2 protein-coding genes are annotated in these 1,261 nt (G+C 62.8%); one reads left to right on the forward strand and one right to left on the reverse strand.

The features are described 5' to 3' along the window. The coding region (locus ACED67_RS21605; protein ID WP_395543809.1) for a 3-hydroxyacyl-CoA dehydrogenase NAD-binding domain-containing protein at positions 1-128 on the reverse strand (128 nt) is incomplete at its 3' end. Between the two features lie 167 nt (positions 129-295). On the opposite strand from ACED67_RS21605, the gene ACED67_RS21610 reads away from it, so the two are divergent. Continuing rightward, positions 296-1,117, forward strand: a complete 822-nt coding sequence (locus ACED67_RS21610) for a DUF6473 family protein (RefSeq protein WP_395543808.1) — start codon at positions 296-298, stop codon at positions 1,115-1,117. The last annotated feature ends 144 nt before the right edge of the window (positions 1,118-1,261 follow it).

Here is a 1,261-nt window from a genome sequence, read left to right on the forward strand (position 1 = left end):
AGCGCCTTGTCCAGGCTTTCGGGGTTGATGTCGTTCAGCAGCACATCATAGCCCGCCAGCGCGAAGACATGGGCAATGCCATTCCCCATCTGGCCCGCCCCCACGATCCCCACCTGCCGGATTGCCATCGCCTGAACTCCATCGCCGCTGTGCAGCAAGACCATAGGGGCGCGCGCACAACAGGGCAAGGACGGCTAATCCCCGATACTTCGCCTCAAATGCCAAAGCTTAGGCAATTGGAAAGGCTTTTTCGCCAGTCTCGGGCCTGGGTGAAGACGATCTTGGGTGTGGATCAATGGCTTTCGTGCAGCCGGGCGACGGGGCGCTCAACTATTTTCCATGTCACTATGGGCGTTCGCGATTGACCTATCGCGGGCCAAGGCGCGACCTGACCGGCGAATACCTGGTCACCCTGGGCGGGACCGAGACCTATGGTCGCTTTGTCATCGCGCCTTACGCGGCGCTGATCGAGGAACGGCTCGGCCTTCCGGTCGCGAATCTGGGCTGCCAGAATGCCGGCCCCGATGTCTATCTCTGTGACCGGGGCGCGATCGAGGTCGCGGCCAATGCCCATGTCGCCGTGCTTCAGATCATGGGCGCGCAGAACTTGACCAACCGCTATTACACCGTTCATCCCCGCCGAAACGACCGTTTCGTCGCCGCCACGCCGCTTTTGCGCTCGATGTATCGCGAGGTCGATTTCACCGAGATCCACTTCACCCGCCATCTGATCAATGTGCTCTGGTCCTATGGCGAGGACCGCTTCCAGCCGATCCGCGCCGAGTTGCAGCTGCTCTGGATCGAACGGATGACCGCGATCCTGTGTCGTCTGCCAAAGCGCCGCATCCTGTTCTGGACCGCCGATCACGCACCGAAGGACCGCGATGCCGGGCCAGAGTTCGAGCCGATGTTCATCACCAGCGCGATGATCCAGGCCTTGCGACCCCATGCCGCCGAATATGTCGAACATGTCTCGACAGCCGCGGCGCGGGCCGAAGGGCTCAGCGCCATGCGCTTTCTGCCGACCGAGGAGTCAGCCGCCCAGGGCCTGCCCGGCGCGGCGGTGCATCAGGAAGCGGCGGATCGCCTGCTGCCCAAGGTCGAAGGCCTGATGTGAAAAAGGGCGCCTCTCGGGGCGCCCTTCAAGTCCGTCTTCGGCAAGCCGCGCTTACAGCTTCCCTGTCAGTTCGGGGACGATGGTGAAGAGGTCACCGACGAGGCCGTAATCGGCGACCTGGAAGATCGGGGCCTCTTCGTCCTT

This window comes from Neotabrizicola paludis, from assembly GCF_044142105.1.
Lineage (GTDB): Bacteria > Pseudomonadota > Alphaproteobacteria > Rhodobacterales > Rhodobacteraceae > Pseudogemmobacter.